The 24,378-nt window shown below is 58.7% G+C and carries 21 protein-coding genes and 1 pseudogene; 13 read left to right on the top strand and 9 right to left on the bottom strand.

Translation table 11 applies throughout. The annotated features are described in order from the left end of the window. Positions 1–15 precede the first annotated feature (15 nt). From ACLFKU_RS36570 to ACLFKU_RS36580, 3 genes are read right to left on the bottom strand one after another with little or no spacing between them, the layout of a single operon-like run. Positions 16–1,326, bottom strand: a complete 1,311-nt coding sequence (locus ACLFKU_RS36570) for a TrbI/VirB10 family protein (protein WP_410852414.1) — start codon at positions 1,324–1,326, stop codon at positions 16–18. Between the two features lie 8 nt (positions 1,327–1,334). Beyond that, the gene (locus ACLFKU_RS36575; protein WP_410852415.1) at positions 1,335–2,216 is read right to left on the bottom strand and encodes a TrbG/VirB9 family P-type conjugative transfer protein; all 882 of its coding nucleotides are present in this window, start codon (positions 2,214–2,216) and stop codon (positions 1,335–1,337) included. After that, on the bottom strand, positions 2,216–2,917 hold the full coding sequence (locus ACLFKU_RS36580) for a type IV secretion system protein (protein WP_410852416.1): 702 nt from the start codon (positions 2,915–2,917) through the stop codon (positions 2,216–2,218). Before ACLFKU_RS36580 ends, ACLFKU_RS36575 begins: the two co-directional genes overlap by 1 nt. A 637-nt stretch (positions 2,918–3,554) precedes the next feature. Between ACLFKU_RS36580 and ACLFKU_RS36585 the strand changes: the two genes are divergently transcribed. The 6 genes from ACLFKU_RS36585 to ACLFKU_RS36610 all read left to right on the top strand — a co-directional run bounded on the left by ACLFKU_RS36585 (position 3,555) and on the right by ACLFKU_RS36610 (position 9,509). After that, entirely contained in the window at positions 3,555–4,634 is a 1,080-nt protein-coding gene (locus ACLFKU_RS36585) for a ParA family protein (protein ID WP_410852417.1), read from the top strand. Between the two features lie 67 nt (positions 4,635–4,701). Next, positions 4,702–5,724 carry a ParB/RepB/Spo0J family partition protein gene (locus ACLFKU_RS36590; protein ID WP_410852418.1) on the top strand — a complete coding sequence of 341 codons (1,023 nt, stop codon included), beginning with the start codon at positions 4,702–4,704 and terminating at the stop codon, positions 5,722–5,724. A 178-nt stretch (positions 5,725–5,902) separates the two neighbouring features. Further along, positions 5,903–6,394: a hypothetical protein gene (locus ACLFKU_RS36595; RefSeq protein ID WP_410852419.1), complete on the top strand. Its 492-nt coding sequence runs from the start codon at positions 5,903–5,905 to the stop codon at positions 6,392–6,394. A 189-nt stretch (positions 6,395–6,583) separates the two neighbouring features. Further along, the gene (locus ACLFKU_RS36600; protein WP_410852420.1) at positions 6,584–7,810 is read left to right on the top strand and encodes a helix-turn-helix domain-containing protein; all 1,227 of its coding nucleotides are present in this window, start codon (positions 6,584–6,586) and stop codon (positions 7,808–7,810) included. A 54-nt stretch (positions 7,811–7,864) separates the two neighbouring features. Continuing rightward, complete coding sequence (locus tag ACLFKU_RS36605; RefSeq protein WP_410852421.1) at positions 7,865–8,404, top strand: hypothetical protein; 540 nt, start codon at positions 7,865–7,867, stop codon at positions 8,402–8,404. Positions 8,405–8,825: 421 nt separating this feature from the next. After that, on the top strand, positions 8,826–9,509 hold the full coding sequence (locus tag ACLFKU_RS36610) for a hypothetical protein (protein ID WP_410852422.1): 684 nt from the start codon (positions 8,826–8,828) through the stop codon (positions 9,507–9,509). Between the two features lie 102 nt (positions 9,510–9,611). Here ACLFKU_RS36610 and istB read toward each other — a convergent pair whose 3' ends face one another. Together istB and istA are read right to left on the bottom strand one after the other, a co-directional pair. Further along, positions 9,612–10,379 (bottom strand): IS21-like element helper ATPase IstB, encoded by a 768-nt coding sequence (istB, locus tag ACLFKU_RS36615; RefSeq protein WP_042293351.1) that lies wholly within the window; start codon positions 10,377–10,379, stop codon positions 9,612–9,614. A gap of 2 nt (positions 10,380–10,381) precedes the next feature. After that, on the bottom strand, positions 10,382–11,959 hold the full coding sequence (gene istA / locus ACLFKU_RS36620; protein WP_410852423.1) for an IS21 family transposase: 1,578 nt from the start codon (positions 11,957–11,959) through the stop codon (positions 10,382–10,384). Positions 11,960–12,186: 227 nt separating this feature from the next. Here istA and ACLFKU_RS36625 point away from each other — a divergent pair, with 227 nt between their 5' ends. From ACLFKU_RS36625 to ACLFKU_RS36635, 3 genes are all read left to right on the top strand, one after another. Beyond that, complete coding sequence (locus ACLFKU_RS36625) at positions 12,187–12,441, top strand: hypothetical protein (RefSeq protein WP_410852424.1); 255 nt, start codon at positions 12,187–12,189, stop codon at positions 12,439–12,441. Between the two features lie 610 nt (positions 12,442–13,051). Further along, the gene (locus ACLFKU_RS36630; protein ID WP_410852425.1) at positions 13,052–13,456 is read left to right on the top strand and encodes a hypothetical protein; all 405 of its coding nucleotides are present in this window, start codon (positions 13,052–13,054) and stop codon (positions 13,454–13,456) included. 2 nt (positions 13,457–13,458) lie between these two features. Beyond that, entirely contained in the window at positions 13,459–15,687 is a 2,229-nt protein-coding gene (locus ACLFKU_RS36635; protein WP_410852426.1) for a hypothetical protein, read from the top strand. A gap of 191 nt (positions 15,688–15,878) precedes the next feature. Here ACLFKU_RS36635 and ACLFKU_RS36640 read toward each other — a convergent pair whose 3' ends face one another. Both ACLFKU_RS36640 and ACLFKU_RS36645 read right to left on the bottom strand, forming a co-directional pair. Further along, a complete protein-coding gene (locus ACLFKU_RS36640) occupies positions 15,879–17,675 on the bottom strand; it encodes a phage integrase family protein (protein ID WP_410852427.1) in 1,797 nt (598 codons plus the stop codon). 6 nt (positions 17,676–17,681) lie between these two features. Further along, positions 17,682–18,500: a hypothetical protein gene (locus ACLFKU_RS36645; protein WP_410852428.1), complete on the bottom strand. Its 819-nt coding sequence runs from the start codon at positions 18,498–18,500 to the stop codon at positions 17,682–17,684. Positions 18,501–18,643: 143 nt separating this feature from the next. Here ACLFKU_RS36645 and ACLFKU_RS36650 point away from each other — a divergent pair, with 143 nt between their 5' ends. Together ACLFKU_RS36650 and ACLFKU_RS36655 are read left to right on the top strand one after the other, a co-directional pair. After that, a complete protein-coding gene (locus ACLFKU_RS36650; protein ID WP_410852429.1) occupies positions 18,644–20,452 on the top strand; it encodes a patatin-like phospholipase family protein in 1,809 nt (602 codons plus the stop codon). Continuing rightward, a complete protein-coding gene (locus ACLFKU_RS36655) occupies positions 20,443–20,667 on the top strand; it encodes a hypothetical protein (RefSeq protein ID WP_410852430.1) in 225 nt (74 codons plus the stop codon). Before ACLFKU_RS36650 ends, ACLFKU_RS36655 begins: the two co-directional genes overlap by 10 nt. A 115-nt stretch (positions 20,668–20,782) precedes the next feature. Here the strand turns inward: ACLFKU_RS36655 and ACLFKU_RS36660 are convergent, their stop codons facing one another. Together ACLFKU_RS36660 and ACLFKU_RS36665 are read right to left on the bottom strand one after the other, a co-directional pair. Continuing rightward, on the bottom strand, positions 20,783–21,457 hold the full coding sequence (locus ACLFKU_RS36660; RefSeq protein ID WP_410852431.1) for a DUF2971 domain-containing protein: 675 nt from the start codon (positions 21,455–21,457) through the stop codon (positions 20,783–20,785). A gap of 494 nt (positions 21,458–21,951) precedes the next feature. Continuing rightward, positions 21,952–22,609, bottom strand: a pseudogene (locus tag ACLFKU_RS36665) (IS6 family transposase). A gap of 293 nt (positions 22,610–22,902) precedes the next feature. Here ACLFKU_RS36665 and ACLFKU_RS36670 point away from each other — a divergent pair. Both ACLFKU_RS36670 and ACLFKU_RS36675 read left to right on the top strand, forming a co-directional pair. Beyond that, positions 22,903–23,217, top strand: coding sequence for a hypothetical protein (locus ACLFKU_RS36670; protein ID WP_018437938.1), 315 nt, complete (start codon positions 22,903–22,905; stop codon positions 23,215–23,217). A gap of 2 nt (positions 23,218–23,219) precedes the next feature. Next, a complete protein-coding gene (locus tag ACLFKU_RS36675; protein ID WP_018437937.1) occupies positions 23,220–23,855 on the top strand; it encodes a response regulator transcription factor in 636 nt (211 codons plus the stop codon). Positions 23,856–24,378: the final 523 nt, after the last annotated feature.

Genomic DNA, 24,378 nt, shown 5'->3' on the forward strand with positions numbered 1-24,378 from the left:
CGTTTTTCGAGCGGCTTACTCATCGCGATACGGCTCCAGCACAATGTCGCGATTCACCTTGAGCATGAAGCGGCGCTCACCTGGGTCCGATGTAATGGTCGGCGGGATGTTCTTGTACCGTTCAAGCACTGACTGGGCCGTCGTGGCGGCAACCTGGCCCGCCGTACTGCCGACCTGGGTAACACCAAGCGGACCCGTGGTGGTGGACGTTTCGCCACCGTCGTACTTGTGCAGAAGGATCGCGACGAGAAAGGACGTCCCGAAAATCTTGAAGAAGTGGTTGTTGACATCGCCCGAGAAGCCCGCCGAACCGTCGCCATCCGCGCCCTGCGCGCCAAAAAGCGGCACATGCTTGCCGTTCGGCAGGCGCAACTCCGTCGCAGCTACGAGAATGCTTTCCTGGCCCGGCTGAATGTCAGAGCTATACGGCGCCGTGATGAAGCTGCCCTTAGGGATCATCAGGCAGTCGCCACGGATGCTGTCGTACACGTCTTTTTCGACGATCAGAGAGGCTGTGCCGGGACGATCGGAATTAAGTCGCTCTGTCGAGAGCACGCCAATGTGGTGGGGAGGCGAAAGAACGCAGCCATGCGCCTGGCCCACAAAACCGGCGCGCGGAAAATCCTGGTCGCTACCGGACTGCGCCGACACATTCCTGATGAAGGTGGCATCGTGGTCCTGGCTCGAATATGGGCGCGCCGACTGCGGCTGCCCTGCTCCTGCGGCCGCGAAAGCCGACGCGAGTCGTTCAGCGACCGACCCTCCCGCCGCCTGTTGCGCGGCAGCCTGCTGGGCCGCGACCTGAGCGGGCGTGAGTACTCCCGGCAACGGGTTGGGCGTCGTAGACGTACGCGCCGTATCCTTGACCTTCAGGCCCGGTTTGAAGATCGGCGACGTGAAGATCGCGTCCGCGTCGGCGTCAGCCTTAATCTGCCTGGTCTGCTGATCGTTGATAAAACCATCGGCGGTTAGCGCAGGCGCGACATTCACCATATTCGACGTAGCCGCGGGCGAGGACGAGCGTGCTGCGGCCGCCGCGCGCGCTTCGGAGGCCGCCATCTTGCGCGCCTCGCTCAACTGGTCGTCGATCGTCTTGTTAAGGTCCTGCGTGTTGTTCGACTTGTCGACGACTTCAGCAGCCTTCGCCTTTTTCTGCAGCGCCGCCTGTTCGTCAACCTTGGCGCTCTCTTTCACCTGGTAGTAGAAGCCGAGCGCTCCGATCACGACTGCGGCGACGCCGCCCACCGCAAACAGTGCGTTGCGGGGCGACTTCCCCTTGAAAAGACTTGCGCGCGGGTTGTTCTGCTGATCGGTCGGTGAGTTCATCTCGCCCCTCAGAAGCCGAACAGGCCTGCACGGCCGCGCTTGATCGTCACTTCCTCATTCGGGGCCCGCAGCACGATCTGGTTGGCTATCTCCTGCACGACGATGTACTGGCCGCGCCGGATGAAGTTCGGGCTCACGACATCTCCGTGATCCTTGACGAGGGGCACGGCAAACGGCGCATTGGCGGGCAGGCGCAGCCATACCGACTTGCCGTCATCGAATACGGTCTCGGGACGGAACGACGCCGAACCGGAGACTGTATAGTCGAAGTTGAGTTTGTCTGGCGAGACGCCAATCGGGCCTGAATCAGTCCGGCCCTCGGGATCGTCACCGTGGCCCTCCGGGCCAACGCCCGCTTGCTCGCGCGCGCGGACCTTCGCCATGACGGAGCCGGGGTAGTTGAAGCGCACGGTCTGATAAAACAGCCCGCCCATGGGCGACGACACGAGCGTCATGTCGTACTCGCGCAGGTTGGTGGTCAGGTGAAGGGTGTTGACGAGGCCGGGTTTGACCGGCTTCACGAAGACATGATTCTCGCCATCCGTGTCAATGACCCACTGCACCGAGTCACCCATAGCTGGATCGGTCGTCAGGCGCTCGCCCTTCGCCAGCTCAATCGTTGTGTTCTTCAGCGGCGCGGTCATGATCCGGTAGATCTGATCGCGGCTATAGGTGAACACGACCATGCGAGCATCGCCCGGCATGGTGATCGGGTCTGAACCGGCGTTATAGGGATTCACCGGGCTCATCGGGTCGCTCATTGCTGTGGCGAGGTCAAACGAAGCGGCCGGGGCCACGACGCCCTTCTTCGCTGCATTCACAGCCGGGCAAACGGCAGCCGCGCATGCGAAAGCGGCCGCCCACAAAGCGAGCGTGCGGGAGGCGATCATTATTGAGTTTTTTGGATCGAGAACAACGGATAGAACATTCCGAATGGATTCGAACCGAGTGCGTCTTCGGAAGTCGGTGGGACGATCTGATAGCGGATCGTCAGGGCGTATTTCTGGACGATAGGCCTGTCGGTGGGCGACTGCGTCGTGCTGGTTGTGAACTCCACGACGCCGGTCGAGTCTTCAAGCAGTGCAACGTTGGTGATGCGTACCTCCCGAACGAGTTTCGGATTCAGGGTGATTGCCTGGAATGGAGCGTCGCTTTTGACCCAGTCGCCGAACTGATTGCGCGCATTGCCAACCATCATGGCTTTGATGCCATTGATGTTCTTTGCCATGCGGGACGTCTGGATATCGTCTGTGAGGACCGGTTCGATCGTGAACCAGCGCTCAACGGTGTCCCGCAGGGAAGTGCGGATTGCCTGGTCGTCGGGCTTGTATGCGGCCAGTTGGGCGACTACTGCGTGGCCGTTGACGTCGGACGAAACGCCATATGCCTTGACGACCGACGGCGGGGGATTACGCGTGTAGACCGCGCCCCCAGCGATAAAGGCCAGGATGAAACAGAACGTCTTCCAGTGATTGGCTTCAGTACGCACACGCGCACCCATGTCGAAGATGATCTTCTCAGGGTCATCGTTTGAGTAACCGCCAGGCGCGGTGGAAAGGGCGATTTGCTTCTTGCTGCGGAACAGGGGCATGACGGTCGATCCATTTGGGCCGACTCAATTGAATCAGCCCAAGGTGGAAGCCGATCATGCGAAAGAGATGCGATTTATCACCGCTTTTCGGCGCTGCCCAGGAGGGTCACGGACGGCCGAGCCGGCTCAGGCACATATCGCGGAATGACGCAGAAATTCGTGAGCTTTTCATGCTTTCTCGTACTCTATGCGCCGGTAGACTGACGAAGTTCGGCTGCATTAGCGATTGCACGCGTTGCACAGCATGGTTCCGGTTATGTGTGCCAGTTGTGCAACAACGTTTCGCCGATTATTCAGATACTTAGGTGGACTGCAGTCAGTCAGAAGCGGGCTATTGATCCGAAAAGGTGTCTGAGCCGGCTCAGACACCATATTGCAGACTTTGCAAAGATGATGGGCAAACTGGCTATGTCGAGCGACTATTAGAGCGATATTCGCATAAATCCGCCAGCAAAACTCCTGCCTTTCCCGGTTTCCGCCTGTTTCCTAAGGACGCCATTGAACCCAAAGCGGAGTACCGGCGGCCAAGATTTTCTCTGCGTGCAAGGATATTTTCGAAAAAACAAAGAAAAACCTTGCAGAAAAAACTACCAGGCGACACAATCGAGCCAACATTAATAATGCTTCGAGGTACGCCTTGTCGACAAAGCCCTTTAAGGTTCAGGCAGCCGCCCAGTTGCTTTCCACCACGAGCGATACAGTTCGCCGAATGGTGGATGAATCCGGCATTGAGGTCGCTCGACAAGAGGCTGGTCCGAAGACTAGATTGTTCTCAATCGAGAATATCTTCGAGCTCGCGCGGTATCGCGCAAACCGTCGCAGCAAGACGACAAAGAGAAAGCAGGTTGTAGCCACCGTCTACGCGCCGAAAGGCGGTGTCGGCAAGACGACGCTCGCGAGTAACTTCGGGACCATCTTCGCGCTCAAGGGCCTCCGCACACTCATTATCGACCTCGATTTTCAGGCAAACCTCACGCTCAGTTTCGGCTACGACTCTGAACTGACGCCAGAGGAAGCAGTCGAGGCTGGGATCAGCCAGTCTCGAATCGTCGAATATCACTTCGGCAATCTGATCCCGAACTACCCGACAGGGCGTGTGACCCTGCAAGAAGCACTTAAAAAACCGTATGGCGAATACGGCCCTCACGTCGTTCCGGCTGACCTCAATCTGGACCGCCTGGACACGATGTTGACGTACGAAACGCTAGAAGGCCGCAATGCCGACCTTATAGTTGCGAAGCTGGTAAAGGAAGGGCTCGCCAAGAAAGATCGACACTTTGACGTTTCTGAATATGACGTCATCCTGTTCGATGCGGCACCGGCGAAGAACCGTATTACTCGCGGTGCCTTGCTTGCATCTGACTATGTGATCTCGCCCGTCTCGATGGAAAAATTTTCGACGAAGGCTCTGTCGTATCTTTCCAGCGTTCTGACGGACATGCATGATCAGTTTGATAGGAGTCCGGAACTTATCATCGTTGGGAATTTTTTCGACCCTAATCGGGTGCGGGTCATGGGTCAATTGATGACCATTACGCAGACCTACCGCGATTCCTGGCTTGACCGCTCCATCCGCCGAAGCGAGGACTTTCCAAAAGCGCTGACTGGCGAGTCTGAGCTCCCGCTCGTGCTTTCGAAGCCTAGCAGCCAGGCAGCAGCCGAGCTTCGCGAAAGTGCCGACGCCCTTCTGAACCGAATGGGACTCATCGATGGGTAAGAGTACAAGCGACGCGGATTTCGTTGCCCAACTGCGAAGCCGAAACAGCGCTCGCAGCGAGCAGGGTATGGTGCTGCATACGCCTCCGACAAGGCCAAATCGCTCGTTGGACGACTTGATCGCGGACAACGACGCGAGTTCGCCGTCACCTGCGGCCGACGCGCAACCGAATCAGCATGAAGACTCCGGTTCGCAAGGCGGTGAGTTGGGACGAATTGTCCCTATCGATCTATTGGACACTCATCCTTGGAACGCGCGCGTCCACCGATCTGCTGAACGAGTGCGTGAGATCGCAAGTCAGATCGCGGCCATCCGACAGTTGCATCCGATTACAGTCACACGCAATCCTGATGCACCAGGTCGATATTTCGTTGTGGATGGTGAGACGCGCCTGCGCGGCCTCAAGCTCCTCAATAAGAAAACCGCCTGGATTCTCGAAGTCGATGTCGATCCCAATAATCCGCTCGACTTTTACGGTGCGTCGGTTAAGCAAACAGACGCAACGGAGGCTATCTCCGCGATCGACAAAGGCATCAAGTGGGCGATGCTAATTGAAGAAGGACATGCGACAGCGTCTGCAATTGCGGAAAAGCTCGAGCTCGCACCTTCGACAGTATCGCGGATGCTCGCCTACAAGAAGTTTTCTCCAACCGTTCTGGACTTCATGCATTCGCATGCGGACCGGTTCCCCTACTCCGTCGCGGCTGTCTTAGCGCAGCTCGTCGACGAGGAACTGTCAGAAGAGCAAATCCTGGCGAAGTGTCAGGAGGTTGTGGATTCACAGCAGGGCCGTCGCGCTGTGGAAGCGTTGGTCAAAAGCGTCAAAACGGCTGACGGGGAACGCAAGCCTCGAAAGGCTGCGCTCATCGCGATACCCATTAAAGCGGGGACAGCACAAGTCGGCTCGTTTCGCACTTATGAAAGTGGTGCGCTCGAATTCAAGCTCACAACGACTGCCAGTCTGTCCCAAGAAAACCACAAGGCTCTCTCCGATGTCCTCGAAACCGTTTCTGAATTGATCAGCACCGGTCATGAGGATCTTCTGCGGGAGCTGGAGGCTCGGCTTTCCAGACTTCGGAGCGACGCCTGATATGGCCCCGTTTATGCGGCGTACCGCAGCCGGTCGAGCGTTCGAGGTTTCGGACGGCTCGGTCACGGCCGTCGCATCAACTGATTCGAAACTTTCCGTTAAATCAGTGCGACGTCCAGTGAAGTCTGCGCGATCTCCCTCAATGCAAGGCCTCAGGAATGCGCGCGGATTTGCATCGATGCAAGTTCCAGCAGAGGCTGGCGCGCTTGCACCGGTGCAAGCTCTCGCGAAGGCCGGTGCTTTTGCACCGGTGCAAGCTCTGGCGAAGGCTGGCGCATTTGCACCGGTGCAAGCTCTGGCGAAGGCCGGCGCATTTGCACCGGTGCAAGCTCTGGCGAAGGCCGGTGCTTTTGCACCGGTGCAAGCTCTGGCGAAGGCTGCCGCATTTGCACCGGTGCAAGCTCTGGCGAAGGCTGCCGCATTTGCACCGGTGCAAGCTATGGCGAAGGCTGCCGCATTTGCACCGGTGCAAGCTCTGGCGAAGGCTGCCGCATTTGCACCGGTGCAAGCTATGGCAGAGGCCGGTGCTTTTGCACCGGTGCAAACACCACCTGGTACTGCGGATTACCGACCTCCCCACCGCAGGGGAAGAAACAAAAGAAAAGGGCCCGACTTAACGGGCCCTTTTCTTTTGTTACGTCGAATTGACTGGAGAAGTTCCATGACCTGAAAACGGCTCTTGAAAAAACAAAAGCCAAGAATTGGCGTTCTTGGCTTTTGCAATGTTGCGGCACTTGGATTCTGACCAAAAGAGGGTTGGCGCCCTCTCCCCACCTCAACGTAAGCAATTGAGAGTGTAGGAAGAGTCCCTGTAGCTGTCAACGCATTCCACAAAAACTTCACGAAAAGGATGCGTGAAATGGACTCGCTATGTCTGTCATCCAATGACAGTCTCGCGGCTGGTGATGCTCGCCCGTGCTCGACTAAGTTTGACCGCAACAACACAACTTTAAGTGGACACCTCTGCAACGAGGCGTCTCCAACCCATATTGCCGAAACCGAAGCGACGCGAAGTGGACCGTTTGGTGACGATCCAAATGCATTGCCTGGCAAAATTGCCAATGCACTGGTCTTGGTGTACGAAGGTTTGAAAGAGATCAACCTCTCTGAAAATCATCGTCGAGTATTGGCTTGCTTGATCAGGTTCGGCGTCAACTTGAACGATCCGAATCGAAGCATTTTCATTAAGAAATCATCGATTGCTTCAAAGATCGGAGTCAACGAGGCGACCGTCTATCGCGGGCTTGCTGCATTGGAGGCCGCCGGGATCATCGAGCGAGACGATCAGGGACGGAAGGGAAGGGCGGTAAAGGCGATAGCCACCATCCGGCTGACCGCGGGTGCGCTAGCTCGCTTCGGGTTTTTCGCTGCACCGCGTCAATCAGCCACCGAATCGCCTGGCACTGACCAGCGAGCTGCCGATCTTGCACCGGTGCAAGACGTAAACAATGCCCCTAAGCAGTCTTCTTTGAAGAAACAGCCCACCATGGGACCGTTTTGCAAAATTGCCGGGAAGACAGTCCCCTCGGATCTTGCATGGCTCCATCTTAAGAACGGCCTGAGCTTGAGTGGCATGTTCAAACTGATGGCCCAGGCGAAGAAGGCCGGAACCAAGCTGTCAAACGTAGTCGGCCATTGCGCACAAAGCCTCGCTGCCCTCTCAGGAAGAGAGCTGTTTGCGTACCTGTCGTCACTTATCGCCCAGCCCATCGATTTCGACCGGACTGCGCGTGTCAGGGAGGAGCAGGCACGCATACGAGATCAGAAGCGTCTGGAATCTGAGCAATTCGAGGCTCAACTCCGGCAGCTCGCTGCCGTTAGAGGGCGTACGTTTTCCGATCCGCGCGGCGGACGCTGGCAGGTCGAGGAAGGGGCATTCGTTGTTCGTGCACGGGACCGGGCCGGTAGCGTGCCGTTCACGTTGGCTCGCGAGGCTGTTGCGGCTATCACCGACGGGACGTGGTCCGCTTGCACCGGTGAAAGTCTCGCTATGCGCTTCGCGGGAGATGGCGAGACCGTGCCGCGGGCGACCAACTCTGCCTGGACAGCTATGCGAGATCGGCTCAGACGGCAGGTTCGTGCTTGACATTGGTGTACGCACGCTACGGTTGTAGTCGGTAGTGCTAGCTCGGAAAAGGACATGGACAACACAGAGTTTTCCCCCGGGGTGATTTCGAATCGGCGCACGGCAATTGCGGTGCACAGGCGGCTGTGCGATGCGAACGCGCCCATGCTCAAATTGGGCCGCTTCTATTGCGCGGTACTGGATCGCGGGATATGGGGTAGCCAAAAGGCGATGGCCAAAGAGCTTGGTGTATCGACCGTTAAGGTCTGTCGAACGGTCGCAGCTGCCCGCCTACCCAATGAAGTTCTGGCGCTATTCAGTACCCGGACCCTCACTTTCAGGAATGCATCGACTCTTGATGTGCTCGTCGAACAGTTTGGTGAGGCGGAGGTCATCAAGCGCGCGAGCGCGATACCTGTTGGAACGCCAGTCGCGGACATTCTCGCCATACTCTCGACGGGCCAGAAGGCCCCGCGGCGAGCTGTCCGGGTCAGCATTGTTGCCGGAAATGCTAAATACATCAGGATCGACGTACCAAACATTGCGCTAGTTGCTCCGCGTCTGAAGGAACTGGAGGACGTTATAAACGCCGTGCTTGGGAGCAATGTCCGGTGAGTGAACACAAGAGCCGGGAACTACGGAACTGACAGAAAAGTGTCACTTATCTGATGGTTTAACGGGAGCCGACCGGAATGGAACGCAACTGACAGATTACTGGCACTTTTCTGTCAGTTGGGGGGCGACTGTATAACCAACAAGCTGGTGATTAGCTTGACAGGGAGGTCGACCGCTAGCGACCCTCGTGGCCTTATATACTGAATTTGCCCGCCTGCGCATAGTGAGCGCTTTCGCGCCAGGTAGCAGTCAAAGGGGAGGGCCGCTACTGCGGCTGCTTCTGCGACTTTCAGTCCGCAACCCTCGAGTTCGTTTTTGATGGTGAAGCTGCGCGCGCCTATGCTAAAGACCAGTGCGCCATTTCTGCCGAGATAGGGTGGTTGCGCCGCCGCCGTTGCCGGACGAGGAAGAGGAGGGAGCCGTGACCGCTAAAGTTAATGTCCACCATACCCCTGGCGTCGAGTTGGTTGGTTTTTTCACTACGACCGTGTTCTTGACCCCGCAGCTGCCGGAACTTGCAATCATCACGCTTCCTTCATCCGCCAGCGCTACCGCACCTTCTGATAGCGACCAAGCCCTTGAAGCCCGTGCGCTGCTTGACGAATGGGATTTTAATTTCTTGGTGCCACCCCGGACTGTGGCGGCACATGAGGTCGAGCGCGACGTGCTTTACTGTCTTCTTGGCGCTGGTCGGTCTGATCGCGACGGAAACTACCTGCGGCACTTTGCCGGCGACCAAGACGATTTGAATAGCGTCCTGGCCAATGAGCCGTTTCCGGTGATGCATTCGCCCATCTCCGGCACTACGATCGCCCAGTTGTTTGCGACTGCTGGAAGCGGTGCGGCCTTTTTCGCTTTGTTCCCGCATCCGGACCTCGGACAGATAGCAACCTACTTCCTCGTCGTGGGCGGCACGAAAATCGTGTTTGGTGCAGCCGATGGTGTCGGCTATGCACTGAAGCATGGGTTGTCGCACACGCTTCTAAAGTGGATGGGGGCTCCGACCGAAATTGTCGATGCAGAAGAAAAGAGGGCGAAGACGCGTAGAGCGCGAGCCAACGCCATGCGGAAGTCGGACGACGACGAACACCAGGCGCAGGCCTAGCAAATTGCCAAATGGGTGTGCGGCCGTTAGGTAAGGCCCCGATGGGCAGTTCAAACTCCTCCACTTGTGGGCGGCTAAATTCCCCCAGGCAGGACGAGCGGATTATGCGTCGGATTCCTCAGTGACGGCAAGCCTGGCAGCAGCTTCCCGGAGTCGATAGCTCTTGCCTTCAAACTCGAGGAGTTTGGAGCGATGCAGCAGACGATCAAGGATCGTCGAGGCCATGGTGCTGTCGCGAAGGTAGCGCCCCCAGTCCTGGACGACACGGTTGGACGTGACGAGGATGCTGCGACGTTGCTTGTAGCGTTGATGGACCAGCGTCTGCAGCAGTTCGGCCGCGGCATCGGGAATGCGTTTGGCGAGGAACAGATCGTCAAGCACGAGGAGTTCGGGCTCGACCAGGGCCTTGAGCAGCCGGTCCTGATCGGCACGTGTTTCCACGGCATAGCCGGCGAACACGGTGTCGGACTCGACGTATCGCACCTTCATTCCCTGCAGGGTGGCGTTGTAGGCGATTGCCTTGGCGATATGACTTTTGCCGGTGCCGGGTTTGCCGATCAGCAGCGCGTTGTCGCTGTCGGCGACGAACTTCAGCGTGTGTAGCTCGAAGCAGGCCTGCCGGGGGACTTTCGGATTGAAGGACCAGTCGAAGTCGCTCAGGGTTTTGCGCTCGTCCAGGCCGGACTGCTGGAAGCGTCGTTCGAGAAGCCGGGACTGTCGTCGATCGAGCTCGTCCTGCAGAATCATGGAGAAGGTTTCAAGGAATGGCTGCTGGCTGGCCTGGGCTTGCAGCACCCGGGTTTCCAGTGTCGCGCTGATGCCGGACAGGCGCAGTTCGCGCAGGGCGCGGTCGATTTCGGCAAGGCTCATGCTCAAGAGAGATCTCCGTGGGGTGATGGCATGGCGGCGCTATGCTTGGCGCCGAGGGTGAACAGGTCGGCGTAGTCGTCGCCGTCCCGGATGAGGTGATGTTCCTGAGTCAAGGGCAGTTCGCCCTGGACGGGCGCGTCCAGTTCGGCCAGCGCCTGCTCCAGCAGACTCTCGGTCAGCGCCTTGACCTGTTTGTAGCTGGGCACGCCTTCTCTCATTGCGATCTCGCAGGCCGATTCGATCAGGCGGCGGGGATAGCGCCGGACCAGGCCGACGATGCCCCAGAGCTTGCGCTGACCGACTCGCCCTTCGGTGTCGAACAGATGCTGGCACAGGCGTTCGGCCGATGGCCCGATCGTCCTGGCCTGCGCGAGGATGCGGCGTGTTTCCCGGGAGGGATTGAACGGTCGCTCGTCGTGCGGCAGGATCACTGTTCCCGGCCTGTCGGCCAGAATGTGGGTGCGCAGCAATGTCTGTGTCTGGAGGTTGCGGATTTCCAGGTGACGGGCAAATTTACGCACCAGCACCTTGCTGCCAATGGGAGCCGATTGGGCAGCGTAACTGCTGTGGTCGACCCGTACGCACGTGTCGTCGCAGACCGTGTAGACCTTGTCGGTGAAGTATTCGAAGTTGCGCGCCGGCAAGGCACGCAGATGGGGGCGCTCTTCCTCGAACATCGCCTGAACCTGGCGACGGGTACTGCCGTGGATCCTTCTGGCCGCCCAGTTCGATTCCCATTGATCAAGGAAGGCGTTTTGCTCCTCGATCGACTCGAACCGGCGCCCCTTCAGGGCCGTGCCTTGGGTATGCTGGATAGCGTTCTCGACGGTGCCCTTGCGATTCGGATCTCGTACGCGGGCTGGGTCCGCCACCACGCCGTAGTGAGCGAGCATGGCTGCATACACCGGATTGAGCTCCGGCTCGTACAGGTCCGGTTTGATCACGCCTTCCTTCAGATTGTCGAGGACGACGTATTGCGTTACACCACCCAGCTGGCGCCAGGCCTGCTCGTGCAGCTCGGCCCAGACCTGTTTGCTGGACTTCCACACAACGCGGCGGAAGCTGCGTCGCGAGTACCGAAGCGTCATGACGAACAACCGCGGCTTGCGGTAACGGTTTGTGCCCGGCACCCTGGTCAGGGCCCCCTCGCCATAATCAACCTGGGCTTCTTCGCCAGGCTGGAAATCCAGCCGGTCAAACTGGGCCGGTTCATGCTGGCGCAATGTCCGCACGAACCGCTTGACGCTGTCGTATCCGGCAGCAAAGCCAAACCGGTCCACCAGATCCTGGTAGATGGCCATGGCGTTGCGCCGCAGCCGCAACTGGGCCTCTATGAACTCCCGGTGTGACTCGCAGGCCGATATCTGATTGCTCTTTGCCGGTGGGCAGGGTGGAGGAATTTGCAGCCCGGAGCCGGTGGGCACCGTGGGGGAATTTGCCTGCGCCGCCGCGAATTGCTCCTGGTACTTGCGGATCGTCTTACGGTCGACTCCCGTAATCCGGGCAATCTCCCGCTGACGTTTGCCCGCGGCGATGAGCGTGGCGATGGTTGTTTGCAGATGCGGCTTCAAGACATTCACTCCAACAACCCCTCTTTTTCTTCATTCGAGGGGTGTAAGGTAACGTCCTGCCAGACCGCGCCAGCGTCATGCTCCGCGTGTCTCTAGGTGGGGGATTTTAGGTGCCCACAGGTGGGGGAATTTGCCTGCCCATCGGGGGGTAAGGCGGTGGACTAACCGGAGGACTGACGGGGGAAAGAACCAGAGTACGCCGTGTTGACGCCGCCTTTTCTGACGAGAGGCGCTCCATGAAGCTCAGCATCGCTTTGAAGATTGCCGGTGCGATCACAGCAGCAGTCGCGGTGGTTCCTCCAGTTGTCGGGATGTTCCATGCAGCCGACTCCACACCGTCCATCACCATCAACGGCCCCAATGCCACTTTCAACTCGAGCCCCAGAGCGATTGATCAAATCACCAACTACAACAATTCAACGACCACTTCGCAAAAACCGAAACGAGCATTGTTCAAGGCTACCGGGCAACGGCGGGGCGACAGGGAATGAAGTTGCGAACTGCGGGACGGAAGTGATAAGACCTCTCACTTCCAACGTTCATTTACCAACAATCAAGACTTCAAAAATCTCTTGAAACTGCCTTTACTTACACTACGCTGATCTATGCTGTGCTTCGATTTTTGAGTCTTGTAAGCAAGTAATTCTCTCGCCATTCGCTTATTGCACCGCCAAGCTCGCTCGAATTTACACCGCATCGTCAATTTGAGAGGAAAGAAAAATGCCATCCTGCAGATTGCCAGACGGAACCGTTATAGCTGTGGGCGAATGCGCGGAGTGCGACAAGGTGTACAGCGGGGCATGCATGGACGACCCAGTGGTTGGCCCAAATGGCGTCGTTGTTAGAGCCTGCTTCGTGCGAAACGTACTGCTTCGATGTTTGACAGATTCGTTACTTGATGTTGGCTCCGTCACAAGCATTAGTACGAGGGCCATAAGCTGCATCTCGTTTGACGGGGAGCAACCTCGACCATCGAACGCAGACGAACTTCAACCATTATCCGCGGAGTTGCGGCTTAACCTAGCCCATCGAATTACCAGTGGAATGCTGAAGCTTGCTGCTACATACCGTACGACTGTCGATTTTCGGGATCTAGTCCTCATGCCGACACCTCGTGGTCGCGAACTCCGAGAGATCTACGATAACAATCTCAACCACCTGTATCGAGTTGCAACAGAAGATATGCAGTTGGTCCATGATGCGGCGACGACGTGGTTAGCCATTCATCCCTACGTCGCTGCAATCGTGAAGCTGGCGCAAAAAGACGAGGGGACGCAAAGAGGACAGGCCGGTTCAAAAAGTCAAAATCCGAGTCTAACGTCCAAGCAATTCCGCGCGTGCAAATCGTTGTTTTCGCGCTTTCGCGAAGCATCACAAAACGCAGGCTTCAGAACCATCATGGAACAACTCGAGGCTGAATTCGATACGTACAAAGACTTGAAAGCGACTGAAGCTTTAGAGCAACTCCGTGGGGCGCCGACGCGCCAAAGCAAAGATGCGGAATAGCTATGATCATCGAAATCCAGATGACGACGCATGAGGTCTCGGGTGGCATCCGTAACGTCCTCCGAAGCCAAGCACTTTGCTTCACCAAGGAGGCGACGCTCCAAGGCGAAACTTGGCTTCTGGATCACCTCGAAGTTACTGACAAAACCACACTTGGTCGAACGCCGCGTACCGCCGAAGTGACGGGGCACGAGTATGGCCCGCCACACTTTATAAATGCCTATGCGGTGAAGGTCACGCAAGAGATCGTACTTCACTTCACTTCTATCAGCGACCTCCAGGCTAATGGCGCAGCGCCTACACCGCCATCGGCGACCGCCCTGGTGAATCCCGCAGTTGCGGTTAATTTCATCCTGACTATGGTTCTCATATCCGGGCACCCGCAATTTCACGCCGAGTATTTCCCGCCCGCAGATATCGGGGATCTTGGGGTGCTGATTCCTGATGCGGGGCAACAGATCGACGCGGCCTTGTCCAAGTTCTCATACGACATACCTTTAGACCTCAGCGGTCTTGGATCGCTCGAATTGTCCGGCCTTCAATACGTCAATGCCGGGATCACCACGGACGAATCAGGCTCCGTTCTCTCAATTCGACTTGAGAACGGTACAGATCCCGATACCCTCGATGCATGGACCACTTTCTTTACCGGCGGCGCTACGGGTCTGTTGGATGGCAAGCAGTGGGGACTATTTGTCGACCATAGGCTCCTAGAGCCGATTGCACTCGGATACCTAAATGCTGCCTCGAAAAACGTAGGAGGATTTTCCTCTCAAGGCTCCGCGGCGGCATGGGCAGGAGACGGTCATAGCGTGAACGCAATGCAAAGCGGAGTGCTGAATGGCGCGGGACCATTTGGCTCGGACGTTGATGTCACACTTCACGCCAATAGCGACTTTCTCGTGGAGGAATCGGACGTTCTAACTTTGCGGCTCTCCTTTTCGGCCGACGCGAACGTGGCGGGAATCGTCGGATCGGTTTTGGACTTCTTGGGCGTCGAACTGAACCCATCCGTTCCGTCCGCACCCAATGATGGGTGGACGAAAATTGACGATTCTACGTATGAGCGCGAGCAGAATCTATTCTTGGGGAACGAGTTATTGGGGCATCTGAGTGTAGAGCAGGTCGCTTCTGACCCAGATGGGCTCCATCTTCTGGGCTCTACGAAACCTGCTTGGCCTGTAATACCGGCTGCCCTGTCAGCAACGCTGATGCCGTTCGAGTGGGCGGTGAGGGGATCGTGCCGCACCGGATTTGGAATTAATCAGCAGGGATACCTAGGCCTCAATAACGATGGCTCTGGACCACTGGAAGTGTGCGAAGCAAGAGTCCTCTATGATCCCGATAATCAGTTTCCTGTCACGATCGAGAAGGCTACGGCTCCATTATCAGAGTTCATCGCCACGGTGCGCGTCGATTGCTCTGTACTTAAGCCGTCATATTTGGCGAGGCCCGCTCCATACCCGTGCCAAATACTTATCAAGACGACTGGTGGGGCAAGGGTCGTATCGTTTGGGATCCCCACCACCTTGACGGAAGACGCTCGCCATCAACTGGAGTTTGAACATGCGTATCGTGTCGTTAGTTGCATTCAACTGGTAAATGACTTCTTTCGCGACGGCCGCCTCGATCCAAAATGGATTCCTGATCCCGCGCCCGACGAGGAAGGACTCCGCTTTTGGGAGGTGTACGTCGCTGGCCTCGCTGAAAAGGACGAGGTGGTATTGAGCACCCGTGGCCAGCAGAAGCTCTTTGTCGGCGTGGCTGACGCGTTTGGTCGTGCCTACGCATGGGCGGTAACGCCGCAGACGCCTCAAGGGCTCGACGTGTCGATTCATCGTTCGGCGTCCGGTCAGCAAACTGCAGCGCTCACGCGCAGCGTTGAGGCAAGACAGACTCCCTTGAGACTCGCATCGACACTGAGGAATCTTGAACGCCCCATGAAGTTGCGCGCCGCACGCTACGGAGACCTTCCGGTGATTGTCGTCGTGAGCGGCCGTCATGCTGTAGTTTATGATGTGCGAAATCCTTCACGGCCATTGTCAGTGGCGGTTTGCCCAATCGGCGGATTGAAATGCAGTTGGCTCAAATTCCCGAAACGTGGCGCAAGACAACTTGTGCCACATGGGCCCGAAGCCGCGGGATTGGAAAAGCTTGGGGTAATCGTTGGGAACGTCTTCGCGTGCGTCAACGATAGCGGAGAGAACGTCGAAATCTACGAACTTCGATAGCCTTCAGCTCCGTGGCGAAAGGCACGGCTGCCGGCTGCGTAGTGGTTTTGTACCTGTCGTCCGCCCGCAAGAAAGAAAAACAAAAGGAGTCGCGCCCACAGAATCTCGGGCGCTTTCGAGGTTCAAGACGATGGCGAGTGCGCGTACAGTCTGTCACCGCCCGGAACATTGTCAGCACCGTTGCAAGGGCCTCATTCCTTCGTCTTTCCAAAATAGGCTGCCGCCTCGCGCATCATCCGCTGCTTCTCCGCCTGGACGTAGATCGTCGTGGTCTGCAGCGACCGGTGGCCGAGGATGCGTTGAACGACATCGAGCGGCACATCATTGGCGGCGGCCTGGGTGCCGAAGGTGTGCCGGAACGCGTGCGGTGTGGTCGCGGCCAGCTGCTTCATGTCTTCGGTGGAAAGGTCCGGCATGCCGGCGACCAGCCGCTTCATCGCCCAGCGCACCATCCTGTTGATGCTATCGGGCGAGTAGGACAGATCCTTTCCGGTCGCGTGCTTGTCCTGTGCATGGGGCGTAGGAGGAATGAACCCGGGCTTGATTAGTGGGCCTTCCGTCGCGCTGTCAAAGTCGATACCGCGATCGCGCCAGTGGCCGCGCAGCGCGTCGATTGCAGCCGGGCTGACGGGAACAGTCCGGATCTTCCTGCGCTTGCCCAGCACTTGCAGCTGCCAGACCGGCGCCTCGTTCTCGCCCCAGGTGGTTGGGGAGAGCGCTTCGCGCCGGGAGACCGTCAATTCTTCGCGACGGAGTCCCGAGTCGCCACTGAGCAGCAGCGCGACGCGTACCGTGCGCCAGTAGCTCGCCGAAGCGGGTTCGCATTGTGCGTCGATGTAATAGCGCATTCGCTCCCACAGGCTCGCGGACAGGGCGCGTTCGATTTTCATGTCGTGCTCGCGCTCGACCACCACCGGGTCCTTGACCGCTTTCCACGGATTGCTCGCCAGATAGCGTACGTCAACCAGCCATTCCAGCGCCGCGCGTAGCGTACGAACCGCGTATTTCTGGCTTTCCGGCAGCATCTCTGCCGACGCGAATGGGCGCCACCGGCCACTTGAGCGACTCGCACGCGGTCCAACGAAGGCAGGCGAGGGCGCTTTCAGGAAATCCTTGTAGGCCTGACAGTCCTCAACCATCAGATCGCTCAGTGCCCGCCCACGCACACAGACTGCCCACAGAAGAAACCGCTCGACCTCGCGGGTGTAGACCCGCAGGGTCTTTGGCTGGTCTTCGTAAAGGTAGAGCCACGCGCGGATTGCCTCGAGATCGTTGCGCGCGCGTATCTGCGAAAAGGTCAGGGCGCGGTTCTGGCCACGCGCACCCGACAGTTCTTCGCGCAGGGCCATGCGCTCAATCGGCACCAGCACGCGGTGCGGGCCACCGATCTCGACAATGGCGGAGTCGGCCGCTGCGAAGGGCGGCCGCTCGTCGACATCGGCGGCGACGGTCCGTCCGATGCTGCTCTCATTCTGACGAAGCCATGCCACGATATGACGGGCGCGACCGGGCCCGATGCGGCGGACTGCCCGCCACCAGCTGCCCCCTCGCCGGTTGCAGAAGTCGACGAGATCGCCAAGCGTCAGGATGCCTTGCCGTTTCAGGTGTTCGCTGACCAGTGGGCGGAACCACATGCCAACGCCGTGCCCGGCACTGGGCCGGGCGACCGCAAGCGTCGCAGCCTGCTCGACCATCCTGAGGGTGACCGCCGTCAGTCGCGCGCTGCCATGAGCGCGCGCCGAGCTTTTCAGGTGGTCGGCGAGCACGGACGAACCGTGCTCGATGGCCAGATCAACCAGGTCAGCCTGCATGCGTCGCAGGTAGGACTCCACCCAGCCGGGTGTCGGCTCGTTGCCGTCTTCATCTTCACTGAAATAGAGCCTCGCGATTGTGGCGGCCGGCACGCGCTGCACGAACGCGCGCAGCGCCGCGAAGTCGTTGCGCGTGTAGGCCCGTTGGCGACTGACGGTTTGCTGGTGATTGGCCATGACCGGTCAGGCTGGAATGGCTTCGTAGAGAGGTTGGGCGAGCTGCGTTTTCAGCCAGCCATCGTCATCGAGTGCGGCCGCCATGTGCGGTGTGACAGTGCGCCACTCCACCCGCTTCCAGATCCCGCGGTCTCCCCATTTGATGCCGCGAACCCGATCAAGCCCGCGTTCGATGCCGCCGCGCGTATCGGGAAACGCTTTCCTTGTATCGCCTTCGAGGCCGAGGACCTCGACCCGTCCGTTCCTCTCCACACGCAGCCACCGCTCGCGACGATCGTAGTCCAGTCCGATCTGGACGACGTGCCCGCGGGCCGTCTCGTCGACGACCCGGCGCGTCAGCTCTGGCCACGCGTCGCTGACATAGACCTGCACCTTGCGCAACACGGCATCCTCACCGTGCTTCGCGGCGAGCCAACAGATCGCGGCCGTGAGGCGATGCATGCCGTTCACCGCTTCCACCATGCCGCCCACGGCCTCCAGCTCGAGCGGACCGTTGGCGTCCGGCGGCGGAAATTCCTGGAGGCCGATCTCCGACTCGAAGTAGCCGATGACGCGGTCATCCCAGGTCTTGCCATTCAGCCCGGCGAGCAGGCTCCGCCAGGTTGTCGCCCCTGGCGCGAAATTCCGGTGCCCGAGTGCCACCACCGCACGCAACGGCACGTCGAGAAACATCGTGCGGCCCCCTGGCTGGCGCAGCGCGCTGGTAACTGGCACGTTCCGGTTCGCCAGACCGACGTCGGCATCGAGTATGGCGCCGGCGTGCTGGGCGGCCGTCTTGATCTGTTTCATCACGGGGCTGTCCGGATGTTGTTCTTTTTTGGTCATTTTCTTGGTCTCGTTGTGTCAAAAAAATGGGCAAACCCCGGCATCCGGGCCGCCCTACCCCATTTTAGGCCATTAAACGCAATCCTGATAATAACGATTATCAGGATTGAACCTTCGACACGATGGCTTGATACAATCGTCGGATGAACCCGCTGCTCCCAGCTGCGCGACCGCGCAAGGAGGCCGGCACCATCCTGACCATGACCACACCATCAGAAGAAACGGCATCGGAACCGCAGCCAGACGCCAGTCAGACCCGCAGTCCCCCGGTTTTCCTCGCTTTCCAGGGCGGTGGCGCGCGCGGCATCGCGCACGTCGGCGGACTTGCTGCCGTGAATGAGCTGGGCCTCACCATCGCGGGCGTCGCCGGCACGTCGGCGGGCGCGATCATGGCGGCGCTTGTCGCGGCCCACTATCGGGCCGACCAGCTGCTGGACCCAGAAAACCGCACGCATCTGCTGCAGGTCGTGGCCGGGGGCCGTTTCGGAAAGGCAACTGACCTGTTCGGTCGGGACTGGCGGTCCATCAGGTGGTTTCGCCGCGCGACGGCGGCATTTGGCGCGGTCGGCCGTTGCTGGCGCAACAAGTGGCCCGGCAGGGTCTGGGGCCTGATCTGGGCCCGCAAATGGGGCAAACTTCTTGTTGGCGTCGTCGGCCTTCTGCTCGCGGTCGAGCTCGACGCACACCTGTCCAGGCTGACGCTGGCCAGCCTCCTGTTCGTTGCGGCAGTGGCCATCTGGGTGGTCGGACGGTGTCTTGCAGGACTGGCGTCCCTGAACGCCGTTCGTGAGCTGGTTGACGAGGCGATTGCCGAAGGCTTGAAGATCGACGGTCGCGGCATCACCTTTGAGCAGTTGAAAGCCTGTGGTGGGCTGCCGCTCAAGCTGGTTGCGACGAATGTCAGCGGCCAGGCACTCGAACTGTTCTCGCTGGAGACCACGCCGACGGTGAAAGTCGCTGATGCGGTGGCCGCGTCGATCTGCCTGCCGATCGTCTTCAGGCCGTGGACGTTCCCGTATGCCCGTCGCGGCGAAACCGCGGCGCTCGAGCGACGCTTCATCGACGGCGGGCTGCTGTCGAACCTGCCGGTCTGGACGTTCGATGAGGAACGCGCGTTGCAGCCCGACGCGGTGACGATTGCCTTCGGCCTGAAACCGCCACCATCCAACGGGGACCGACCGCATTGGCTGTCGGCCGCCCTGCAGACGGTGGTCGCAGGCCCGCCCGAAATCCATTTTCGGGGGATCGACCGGATGATCCATATACCTCTGGACTGTGGCATCAAGGTACTGGATTTCGACAGCAGCTTCGATCAGCTCGGTCAGGAAGTCGCGAGCGCGACCTCGTTTGCCCGCGACCAGCTTCAGCGCAATCTGACGGAAGTGCCGGCGGCGATCCGGGAGACACTTGCGGACATGCGGCGTGAAGTGGGTGATGCACTGCGGGAGGCGTATCCGGAGGATTTCGCAATACGGGACTCGCAAGCTCCGCTTTTCCGGATCGCGCTCGCCATCCAGCGACCGGGTGACAGGATGTCATTGGCCATTGCCTACGAGGTCGGGCACAGCCGCTCGCGGCAGGGCCAGCGGTTCTCGCTGGAAACTTCGCCGGTCGGTCGTTCGTGGCGCGAGGGTCAGCGGGGTTTTTACGTCTTCAACGACAGCCCGGGTGTCGGTGAAGCCCCAGACCCTGCAAGAATATATGAAGACAGTGCGTGGACCGGATTGGTCCCTATTTTTGAGCCCGGCGGAGATAAGCCCGCTGATGCTCCTGGAACAAGGGGTCTCGCTGTGGTGGCGATACTTGACTCACCGCTGCCATTACCTGATAGCATTGGCAACAGTAAGGATCGGATTGGTAGTTTCGGGGCTGACCTGCTCGACGCTGCATCCGACTTCTTTGACGACGTGGAAATGAGTCGTCTGTCCAGAGGGAGCAACGCATGGCTGTGACCATCCATTATCCAGACGGGACCGTCAAGGTAATTCCGACGACCCGGTCAGGGGAGTCCGAGCCGTCGAAAAAGGCGGTAACGGTCTTGCGCGAGCGGCGGAAGTCTGCACCGAAGAAGCGGGCATATGTTCTGAGGGAAACACTTGACCGGCTCGACCATGCTGTATTTGAGCGCAGGTCCGATGCCAAAAAGAAGCCGGTTGGCGGTCGTTGATTGTTCGGACGGGTGAAATAAAAGGGACGCAAGGCGTCCCTTTTTGCTTTGGTGCGCTTCCTTGTCCCATGCTATCCGGTCGCGCGACCGCTGGTCTATGGCAGCAGATGCCTTGCTACTCGGTATTGCCATGACCGGCCAGGAGGACAGGCAGGTTAAGCTGCTCAGTGATTTTGAACTGCTTGAACGCCAGCCGTGCCTTGCGGATCGCGACGTCATGGCCTAAATCCCCGATCCACTCCGCAACTTCCCGTTGGGAAGTTTCGTTGCGCACCCCAATGACCACTTCGCGCAGCATCAGATCCTTGCCAAAGTCGACGTAGTAATGGCCATCAGCGTCCCGATCTCGCAGTTCTCCCATCACCCGGTATTCGTTCTCGTATCGCCAGGCTTCAAATTTCGTCAGGAGCATGGCCTTTACCATGTCATGAGTAACACCGGCATTGGGCGCCGAAAGATCGATGTCAAAGTCGAGGCGGTTCGGCTCATAGCTGACCCGCATAGCCAGACTGTCAGGAACGTCGAACCCGAGACAGACGCCGAAATGTTTCGCGCCGTAGTGCGCCCACATTACCGGATTCTGCCAATCGGTCGAGAAGCAGATGACCCCCCGCTCCTTTGACAGATGGTCGCGCAATACCTCCGCAACCCTTCGATGCTCGCGGCTCGGTAGAACGTGAGGCAACAACTCGAAAGGATCATTGAGTTCCTCAAAAAGCGAGAGTTTCAACCTGCGTTCGGCGATACTCTTCTTCGCCCACTTTTCAGCCGTCAGGTAGTAAAGCCGCATAGTTGTTCCGAGCGTAGCAAGTCCGTGGATGGTAGCGTGTCAACCAGATGAACCCCCAGCGATACATGGCGATTCTCCGGAAATACGATGCGATTCTTGCTCGCGCACGCGCGAGGTCGGAGCGTCTGGCGGGACGCCGCATCAGCGAGATACATCTGTCGTATGTCACGGTCTACCACAGAAACATTCTTTCGCGGCCTGATTCGAGCACCCGTCCCGCAGGCGCCAAGAATGAAAACAGGTGAGAGACGTCACGGGCTGGATCACCATGACTGGCCCAGGATTCGTTTCGGGAAAATCGAGGCATATGCGAAGCGACGGCTGCGCATTGCCCCGTTGGTCTCTACGTCGATCAGCCTGTCGCTGCAGGAGACCAGTGATTTGCGCTCGCCGTCTTCGCCGCTTCTCTCGCTATCCCATGGTGAGACGCTGAGCATTGGGTTCTGTTGCAGTAAGGGTGTCGGGACGAGAAATGTCGATATGATAAGTATTGCTTATGACACAAGGGAGTAAAACTGCTGGGAAGCAGACGACGGGTCTTTGCCGGCACATTTCATCTGTCCTTTCCTGATCATGTGCATTACCTCGATGCCGCCGAGAATGACCCTCGCACGGTGGAAGTTCTTGAATCCCTGCATCGGCCGGGTCCGGCGTTTGATAGCCCGATGGTCCTGTTCGACAATGTTGTTCAGGTACTTGATCTGACGGACCTTGATCGGCGTCTCGCGATCGGCATTCACCGCATCCAGTGCGGCCAGATTGGAGCCGCTTTTGTCGATGGTCACGGTCTCTGGCGTACCATTATGGGCGATCGCCTTTTCAAAGAACCGCCGGGCAGCGACCTTGTCCCGCCTGGCCCTGAGCAGGAATTCGACCGTGTCGCCCGCCTTGTCCACTGCCCGGTAAAGATATTTCCACTCGCCTTTGATCTTGATATAGCTCTCGTCCATTCTTGTGCTTGCGGAAGCGCCTTTCGAAGAGCGGCAGCAGCTTGATGACCCAGCGGTACACCGTCGAATGATCCACCGCGGTACCACGCTCGTCCATCATTTCCGCAAGATTGCGCAAACTCAGCGAATAGGCCACGTACCATCGCACGCACAGCAAAATCACTTCAAGCGGGTAGTGAAGGCGCTTCAGGACCTTGGCCAGGCCCGGCGCGAGTGTGGTTCGCGGTGTCTTCGTCTTCTTCATCGCACAGCTCAAAAATTTGCTACCCAATTTTAACGTGGGCCTTACTGCAACAGAACCTTGAATAATGCCATATAAAGCCAGACTAAAGACGGGTGAAGCGCGCAAGCGCAAGAAGCCGGGGTACCGGGTAAGGATTTCCTGATGCGAAAATCAGGATGCCGCGCCTCGTTTTTCCAGCTTCCGCTGAATGTGACAGGGATTCTGGTCGCTGACTATGAGTCGTCGAAGCGCAATTGGAAAACCGGTGCATCATGATCGCCTATCTGTCGGAGCGGGAGAACGCCGTCGAGGAAATTAATTCGGTCTGTCTACGACTGTTCGATGAGTGGTGCGAGACGCGTCGTGTGACCTTGCTTGCGTATCTGATGCACTGCTGGCCGTTGCTCGACAGCACGCCGAAGATGCTTAAGCGTCTTGGCGAAACCATGCGCGATCTGCGGCTCTATCACGTCGACCAACTCGACGAATCAGAGTTTCAGGCACTATGTGAACTGGCCGATCTGATTGATGAGCTGATCGAGCGGCCAGCGCCGATCAGAAGCGTGCGCTCGTGGAATAGTGCCTGAACATGATCAGAATACTCATTGCGGACGATCACGCGATCTTGCGCAGCGGGATCAGGCAGATCATCGCGACAACGGTCGACATGATCGTCGCCGCGGAAGCTGCACAGGGTTCGGAACTGATCGACAAGCTGCGCAGCTGCGCCGTCGACGTGCTGCTGCTCGACATGACCATGCCGGGCATCAGCGGAATCGACCTCGTCCGGCGCGTGCGCGTCGAGCAGCCTGCGCTGCCAGTGCTGGTACTTACCATCCACGACGACGCGCAGGTGGCGTCGCGAGCGCTGCGTGCAGGCGCGACGGGCTACCTGACAAAGGACAGCGACCCCGCCGTGTTGCTCGAAGCCATCCGCAAGATCGCGGGCGGCGGGCGTTTCATCGATCCGAGGCTCGTCGACGCAATGGTCTTCGACAGGCACCGCGGCGACGTGCCACCGCATGAAGTGCTGTCAGACCGCGAGTTTCAGGTCTTGCAAATGCTCTCTGCGGGAAAGAGCCTTAACGAAATCGCGGATGTGTGCGCGCTCAGTGCAAAAACGATCAGCACCCACAAGATGCGGCTGATGCAGAAACTCGGCATCACGAACAACACCGACGTGATCCGGTACGCGATCCGGCACGGACTGTCTTGCGTCAACTAGACTACCTGCGAATTAGGTCGGCGAGGCTCGGATACCGATCCGCGGCATTGTCACCCATTGAAAGGCCGTTGGAAAGCGGTACAGCACTACGCACAAGGCGCGGCCTTGCGTTGTTGCGAAACCTTCGCCAACCCCGCGTGAAGCGAAGCACCGCGACGCATCCGGTATTTCGTTCACCTGGTTGCGGAACTGATCCGCACCAGTCACCCATCGGGTTCAAGGCGAGTGCCGGTCTTCTGGCCTCGCCCTTGGCTCACGCGTGGAGCCCCAGAAAACCATCGGTACCAGGCCAATGTCCAGGAGTTGAGACAACAATGTGGTTACCCGTTTGGGTACCAGGCTTGCTCGGGCTCATGGTCTGGGCGTCTCAGTCGTTACGCTGCATCGGGGATGGCCGGGGGGTGTCCCAATCAACTTGCTGGTTTGATGCCAACAAAGCCGGCGGGCTCGTCACCCCCCGCCAAGGTCAGCCGAAACATCGGTTGAGGTCAAAGGGTTTGCCCTCCCGCATCATGTAATAAGC

This window comes from Paraburkholderia sp. EG304 (genome assembly GCF_046543485.1).
In the GTDB taxonomy this organism is placed as follows: domain Bacteria; phylum Pseudomonadota; class Gammaproteobacteria; order Burkholderiales; family Burkholderiaceae; genus Paraburkholderia; species Paraburkholderia youngii.